The sequence below is a fragment of the Phytobacter sp. V69 genome, assembly GCF_965644215.1.
GTDB lineage: Bacteria > Pseudomonadota > Gammaproteobacteria > Enterobacterales > Enterobacteriaceae > Phytobacter.
Genome location: NZ_CBFFRL010000209.1, coordinates 1 through 7,473 on the forward strand (window position 1 = coordinate 1; position 7,473 = coordinate 7,473).

At 49.2% G+C, this 7,473-nt stretch carries 7 protein-coding genes; all 7 read left to right on the forward strand.

What is annotated here, in order from left to right; all coding sequences use genetic code 11:
• The first annotated feature begins 633 nt into the window (after positions 1-633).
• Entirely contained in the window at positions 634-984 is a 351-nt protein-coding gene (gene flhD, locus ACSZPU_RS21290) for a flagellar transcriptional regulator FlhD (protein WP_499002911.1), read from the forward strand.
• A gap of 2 nt (positions 985-986) precedes the next feature.
• Entirely contained in the window at positions 987-1,565 is a 579-nt protein-coding gene (gene flhC, locus ACSZPU_RS21295; RefSeq protein WP_039078678.1) for a flagellar transcriptional regulator FlhC, read from the forward strand.
• 126 nt (positions 1,566-1,691) lie between these two features.
• Positions 1,692-2,579, forward strand: coding sequence for a flagellar motor stator protein MotA (gene motA / locus ACSZPU_RS21300; protein ID WP_499002901.1), 888 nt, complete (start codon positions 1,692-1,694; stop codon positions 2,577-2,579).
• Positions 2,576-3,529 carry a flagellar motor protein MotB gene (gene motB / locus ACSZPU_RS21305; RefSeq protein WP_499002903.1) on the forward strand — a complete coding sequence of 318 codons (954 nt, stop codon included), beginning with the start codon at positions 2,576-2,578 and terminating at the stop codon, positions 3,527-3,529. The genes motA and motB overlap by 4 nt, the downstream gene beginning before the upstream one ends.
• 4 nt (positions 3,530-3,533) lie before the next feature.
• Positions 3,534-5,585 (forward strand): chemotaxis protein CheA, encoded by a 2,052-nt coding sequence (gene cheA / locus ACSZPU_RS21310; protein WP_499002905.1) that lies wholly within the window; start codon positions 3,534-3,536, stop codon positions 5,583-5,585.
• Positions 5,586-5,606: 21 nt separating this feature from the next.
• On the forward strand, positions 5,607-6,110 hold the full coding sequence (cheW, locus tag ACSZPU_RS21315) for a chemotaxis protein CheW (RefSeq protein WP_499002907.1): 504 nt from the start codon (positions 5,607-5,609) through the stop codon (positions 6,108-6,110).
• A gap of 384 nt (positions 6,111-6,494) precedes the next feature.
• Positions 6,495-7,061 (forward strand): Csu type fimbrial protein, encoded by a 567-nt coding sequence (locus ACSZPU_RS21320; RefSeq protein ID WP_499002909.1) that lies wholly within the window; start codon positions 6,495-6,497, stop codon positions 7,059-7,061.
• Positions 7,062-7,473: the final 412 nt, after the last annotated feature.

Sequence of the window (7,473 nt, forward strand, 5' to 3'; positions counted from 1 at the left end):
TTCAGGCAACCGTCTGTGGTGTTTGCAGAGCTAAGATTGGCGGCTTAGCGTTGCACTTCGGAGTTGAATCCGCCGATTAACAAAATTACAATGATCCCGCAAAGCAATTATTAAGCATCACTTAATACGTAATTTGTTGTTTTATATGAATATTTATTTATGTATCTTTATTAGATACATATTAAGGAATTTAAACGACTGAGCATAGTACACGTCTGACCAGTTTGTCGCATTTTGATAGCTCAAATGAATGAGTATTCGCATTAAAAGAATAGAAAAGAGGTCTGATAGAACAAAAAATAATCAATTCAGAAGCGAGACTGATAGATTTCTTGCCAGGAAATGCGTAAATTATGTGACGTGGATCGCATTTTTTCCAAAATTTCACTCAGGTCACATTGTATGTCTCAGCACCTACGAGTACAGTTGCGTCGAATTAGGAAAAATCTTAGTTCTTTGTAAGAAATGATTAAGAGTGTGGCAAGGTAATAACATTTGAGCGAAAACCTGCCGCGCGAGATCCTAAGTCTGTTATGCATTTAGCCTTTCTTTTTATACCGGGTTTTTCCCGGCGACATCACGGGGCGCGGTTCAACCGCATAAGATACAAGTTGGTTATTCGGGATGGGAAAAATGCATACATCCGAGTTGCTGAAACACATTTATGACATCAATCTGTCATATCTGCTCCTTGCTCAGCGTTTGATCAGTCAGGACAAAGCGTCCGCTATGTTTCGCTTAGGCGTTAACGAAGAAATGGCTAACACGCTGGGAGAATTAACACTTCCGCAGATGGTTAAGCTGGCTGAAACAAATCAAGTTATTTGTCAGTTTCGCTTTGACAATCACCAGACAATTACACGTCTGACTCAGGAATCCCGCGTGGATGATTTACAGCAAATCCACACTGGTATTCTGCTCTCTACTCGCCTGTTGAACGAATCCAGCCAATCTGGTGAATCGACCCGGAAAAAAAGGGCGTAATCATGAGCGAGAAAAGTATTGTTCAGGAAGCCCGCGACATTCAGTTAGCAATGGAGCTGATCACGCTGGGCGCACGTTTGCAAATGCTGGAGAGTGAGACGCAGTTAAGCCGTGGTCGTCTCATCAAGCTCTACAAAGAGCTGCGTGGTAGTCCTCCGCCGAAAGGCATGCTGCCATTCTCCACCGACTGGTTTATGACGTGGGAGCAAAATATTCATGCTTCAATGTTCTGTAATGCCTGGCAATTCTTACTAAAAACCGGGTTATGCAGCGGCGTTGATGCGGTCATCAAAGCTTATCGACTCTATCTCGAACAATGCCCTCAACCTGAGGAAGGGCCTCTGCTGGCTCTTACCCGCGCGTGGACGTTGGTTCGTTTCGTGGAAAGCGGAATGCTGGAGTTGTCTCGCTGTAATTGCTGTGGCGGTAATTTCATTACCCACGCGCATCAGCCTGTTGGCAGTTTCGCCTGTAGTTTATGCCAGCCGCCTTCTCGTGCGGTAAAAAGACGTAAACTTTCCCGGGACGCTGCCGATATTATTCCACAACTGCTGGAAGAACAGATCGATCAGGCTGTTTGACCGAATAAGGTGTGGGACAAACTCCAGCAGCGGTGAAGTTATACCGCTGCTTTTTTTTTCCCTGCCATTCGCGAAAAACCTGCGATTTGTCTTCCTTGCCATAGTCATTAGCGGAAGGATGATGTCGTGCTTATCGTATTAGGTTACATAGTGGTTGTGGGTGCGGTTTTAGGCGGTTATATGATGACCGGCGGGCACCTTGGCGCACTTTATCAACCGTCGGAGCTTCTCATCATTGGTGGAGCGGGTATCGGCGCGTTTATCGTCGGTAACAATGGCAAGGCCATCAAGGGTACGATCAAAGCGTTGCCCTTACTGTTCCGTCGTTCCAAATACACCAAAAGTATGTACATGGACCTCCTGGCATTGTTGTATCGCTTGATGGCGAAGTCACGCCAGCAGGGTATGTTCTCGCTGGAAAGGGACATTGAAAACCCTAAAGAAAGCGAAATCTTTGCCAGTTACCCACGTATTCTTGCGGATCCAACGATGCTCGAATTTATCGTGGATTATCTGCGACTTATCATCAGCGGCAACATGAATACTTTCGAAATCGAAGCCTTGATGGATGAAGAGATCGAAACCCATGAAAGCGAGGCTGAAGTTCCGGCGAACGCACTGGCGGCCATCGGCGACTCATTGCCTGCATTTGGTATCGTTGCGGCGGTAATGGGCGTGGTTCACACCCTGGCCTCGGCGGACCGCCCGGCTGCGGAACTCGGTGCCTTGATTGCACATGCGATGGTGGGAACCTTCCTGGGTATTTTGTTGGCCTATGGCTTCGTTTCTCCGCTGGCGAGTGTTCTTCGTCAGAAGAGTGCTGAAACCACCAAGATGATGCAGTGCGTCAAGATAACACTGTTGTCGAATCTGAACGGTTATGCGCCGCCAATTGCCGTTGAGTTTGGGCGTAAAACGCTGTACTCAACCGAACGCCCGTCGTTTGTCGAGCTGGATGAACACGTTCGCGCGGTAAGAAACCAGAACCAACAGACAACATCTGAGGACGCATGAAAAATCAGTCCCATCCTATCGTCGTCGTAAGACGCAAAAAACATAAAGGGCATGGCGGGGGAGCACACGGCTCCTGGAAAATTGCCTATGCCGACTTTATGACGGCGATGATGGCCTTTTTCCTTACTATGTGGCTGATCTCTATTTCCAGCCCTAAACAATTGATTCAGATTGCCGAATATTTTCGTACACCTCTGGCAACAGCGGTGACGGGCGGACCCAGAATTTCGAATAGCGACAGTCCGATTCCGGGCGGTGGTGATGACTACACACAGCAGCAAGGTGAAGTTAAAAAGCAGCCGAACATTGATGAATTAAAAAAACGCATGGAAGACTCGCGGCTGAAAAAATTACGCGGCGATCTGGACCAACTGATCGAAGCCGATCCGAAATTGCGCGCATTGCGCCCGCACCTCAAGATCGATCTCGTTCAGGAAGGGCTGCGTATTCAAATTATCGATAGCCAGAATCGCCCGATGTTTAAAACCGGTAGCGCAGAAGTTGAGCCCTACATGCGCGATATCCTGCGGGCTATTGCACCGATATTGAATGGTATTCCAAACAAAATTAGCATTTCCGGACACACCGATGACTATCCCTATGCCAACGGTGAGAAAGGATACAGCAACTGGGAACTCTCCGCGGATCGTGCAAACGCCTCGCGTCGTGAACTGGTTGTTGGGGGCCTCGACGATGGAAAAATGCTTCGTGTCATTGGCATGGCAGCCACAATGCGGCTGGCAGAGCGCGGACCGAACGAGGCGATCAACCGCCGTATCAGCCTGTTGGTGCTAAACAAACAAGCAGAAGCAGCCATTCTGCATGAAAACGCCGAAAGCCAGAATGTGCCAATAAGCGTCATTACACAGCCGGAGGCAGAAGCGGCGCCAGCGCCAGCATCCGAGCCTGCGGCGGCAGTTACAACATCGCCACAACCCGAGTCGAGGTGATTGCGTGAGCATGGATATTAGCGATTTTTATCAGACGTTCTTTGATGAAGCTGACGAGCTGTTGGCTGACATGGAGCAGCATTTGTTAGACCTGGTGCCAGAAGCGCCGGACTCCGAACAACTCAATGCTATCTTTCGTGCAGCCCACTCTATTAAAGGCGGTGCAGGCACGTTTGGCTTTACCATTTTGCAGGAAACCACGCATCTGATGGAAAACCTGCTTGATGAAGCCCGCCGAGGGGAAATGCAACTCAACACCGACATCATTAACCTGTTTTTGGAAACCAAAGATATTATGCAGGAACAGCTCGACGCCTATAAAAGCTCTACGGAGCCGGATGCCGCCAGCTTTGAATATATCTGCAATGCGCTGCGTCAATTAGCGCTGGAAGCCAAAGGGCAAGTTGTTCCGGCCGCGACCAGTGGTGCCAAACTATCCGTTGTTGAAAGCGTCACGCAAGACGCCGGCGCCGCCGCTCCGGCGAGTGCCGCAGACGACGGAAAGCTGCGTATTGTGCTGTCGCGTCTGAAAGAAAACGAAGTCGGCCTGCTCGAAGAAGAGTTGGGCAACCTCGGCACGCTCAGCGATGTTGTCAAAGGGACTGATACCCTAAGCGCCACGGTGGATGGCGGCATCAGCCAGGACGATATTATTGCGGTGCTCTGCTTTGTTATTGAAGCTGACCAGATTGCTTTTGAAACCGCCGCCGCCGCTCCTGCGCAAAGCGCACCGGTTGACGCCGTTGAAGAAGCCGCTGTCGAGCAAGCACCCGCACCCGCTCCGGCCGTGCAGGCTGCACCTGTCCCGGCGCTGAAAGCGGTCGCTAAAGAGCAACCGGCAGGACGTGAGAAACAGGCACGTGCCAGTGAGTCAACCAGCATCCGCGTAGCGGTCGAAAAAGTTGACCAGTTGATTAACCTCGTTGGCGAGTTGGTAATCACCCAGTCGATGCTGGCCCAGCGGTCGAATGAACTGGATCCGGTGACCCACGGTGACCTGATTACCAGCATGACCCAGTTGCAGCGTAACGCGCGCGATCTGCAAGAATCGGTCATGTCCATCCGTATGATGCCAATGGAATACGTATTCAGCCGCTTCCCGCGCCTGGTCCGTGACCTTGCCAGCAAGCTGGATAAACAGGTTGAGCTGACGCAGATTGGTAGTTCAACGGAACTGGATAAGAGTCTGATCGAACGTATTATCGATCCGTTAACGCACCTGGTGCGTAACAGCCTTGACCACGGTATCGAAACCCCTGAGAAACGCGTAGAGGCAGGAAAATCCCCGGTGGGTAACCTGACGTTGTCTGCGGAACACCAGGGCGGCAATATTTGTATCGAAGTGATCGATGATGGTGCGGGCCTGAACCGTGAGCGTATTCTGGCTAAGGCCATTTCGCAGGGCATGAACGTGCATGAAAACATGTCCGATGAAGATGTCGGCATGCTCATTTTCGCCCCGGGCTTCTCTACCGCCGAGCAGGTTACCGATGTTTCTGGTCGTGGCGTGGGGATGGACGTGGTGAAACGTAACATTCAGGAGATGGGCGGCCACGTTGAGATTAAATCACGCCAGGGTGCGGGCACCACGATTCGCATTCTGCTGCCTTTGACGCTGGCGATCCTTGACGGCATGTCCGTGAAAGTGAGCGATGAAGTGTTCATCCTGCCGCTGAACGCTGTGATGGAATCACTACAGCCGCGCGAAGAGGATTTGCACCCGTTGGCCGGTGGCGAGCGCGTACTGGAAGTGCGTGGCGAATACCTGCCGCTGGTGGAACTGTGGAAAGTATTTGATGTTAATGGCGCGAAAACCGAAGCCACGCAGGGGATTGTCGTCATCCTGCAAAGTGCGGGTCGTCGCTATGCGTTGCTGGTCGATCAGTTGATTGGTCAGCATCAGGTAGTAGTGAAAAACCTTGAAAGCAATTATCGCAAAGTGCCGGGTATTTCCGCGGCAACCATCCTTGGTGATGGTAGCGTTGCGCTGATTGTCGATGTTTCGGCACTACAGGGATTAAACCGTGAACAACGTGTGGCGTACACTGCCGCCTGATTGAGTTAAAAAGGTAAAAACATGACCGGTATGAGCAATGTAACAAAACTGGCTGGCGAGCCATCGGGTCAGGAATTCCTGGTATTTACCCTGGGCGATGAAGAATACGGTATCGATATTCTGAAAGTGCAGGAGATTCGTGGCTACGATCAGGTCACCCGTATCGCAAATACTCCTGACTTTATCAAAGGCGTCACTAACTTACGTGGCGTTATCGTTCCTATCGTTGACCTGCGCGTGAAGTTTAGCCAGGTTGACGTTGAGTACAACGATAACACCGTAGTGATCGTGCTGAACTTTGGTCAACGTGTCGTCGGTATCGTGGTTGATGGCGTGTCTGACGTGCTGTCGCTGGCAGCGGATCAAATCCGTCCGGCGCCGGAGTTCGCGGTTACCCTGTCCACCGAATACCTGACCGGTCTCGGTGCGCTCGGCGAGCGTATGCTGATTCTGGTGAACATCGAAAAACTGCTCAACAGCGAAGAGATGGCGCTGTTGGATATCGCTGCTACTCACGTCGCGTAAAGCATACAAAACTCTCCTGCCTGAGCGCAGGAGAGTTTCTTTATTTATCAACACATCCCCGATTAAGCTTTTAACATTTGCCTCTCATTCATCTCCATTTTTTAACGATATTTCAGTGCATGTAAATAACGTTTTCTTCCTGCTTAACTTGTTATATTATTTGCTGAGTGTTTTTCAATCAGGTTTATTTGATTGTGACTTAAGTTAAATCTCGCGTCAGCATATTATGTGCGTTGATTTAGTTCGCTATTTTTATTTCTGCAGTTTCATCTTTACTGTATTTAAAGAATGACCTGATGTCAGTCCGCTATGGAAATGCGATTCTTTAAAATTTATTTATAGCGTTATGAATAACTTGCGGCATTTCCCGAACGGTTAAATGAGATGAAAAGAAAACTTATTCTGCTGAGCTGTCTCTCTTTGTTATCGCTGGGCCATAGTTGGGCTGCAACCAGCAGTGGCACGATTGGCGTAAGCTTAACGCTGTCTAATGGCTGTCTGATCAACGGTTCAACCAATCAGAATGGTATTAACTTAGGCAGTCTCAATTTTGGTGAAAGCTCTGCAACGTTTACACAGCTCACAACACAACTTTCCGGTTCTGGCGCTGCAGGTAATGCCATTGGTGTGCAGTGTACAACTGGCAGCTACCGCGTGGTGGTGACGGGGAATACCAACACCACCGCACCGGCTACGGTTATCGGTACGCCCGGGAGCATCGCCCGTTACCTGCGCAGCGCGACCAATACGACTCAGGCAGTGGCTTACAGCCTTTCCAGCGACAGTAATTTTAGCACGGAAATTGCCAATAATTCACCGCTGCCACGCGCTTCCTCTGCCAACGGTGTAGACTATTACACGTTGTATGGTCGCATTCGGGGGGGCGGAAATAATCCCACGGTTATGCCTGGTGTTTATACTGATACGATCAATGTCAGTGTGATTTATTAAACATTTTCTCGTAACACTGCCACCCGCAAGACGCACATTTTTTGCAAAAAAGTACACGTTTTTTACCAAAAAGATGTGTGTTTTTTTATTTGACACAATAAGATTTTATAAACTATCGGCAGAAAAAACTTATGAATAACATAGACTTTTAAACATCAGGATCTTTTTTTATATCGGCATAACGAACTCAGATGTCATGGAGAGTTTTCTGTTATTTATTTTCTGACTATACTTTTCTCTTTTACTATTCCCCTGATTTGTTCATATGAGGGGGAAATATGCTGAGATACTTATTAGTATTTATAGCGAGTCTGTGTAGTTCTAGATAGTGTCGCCACAAGATTTTAGCCCAGAGAGCGATGCATCTGATCTGGACGGCAGCGAGAAATGAGGCCGTATTTTTTGCGTAGCG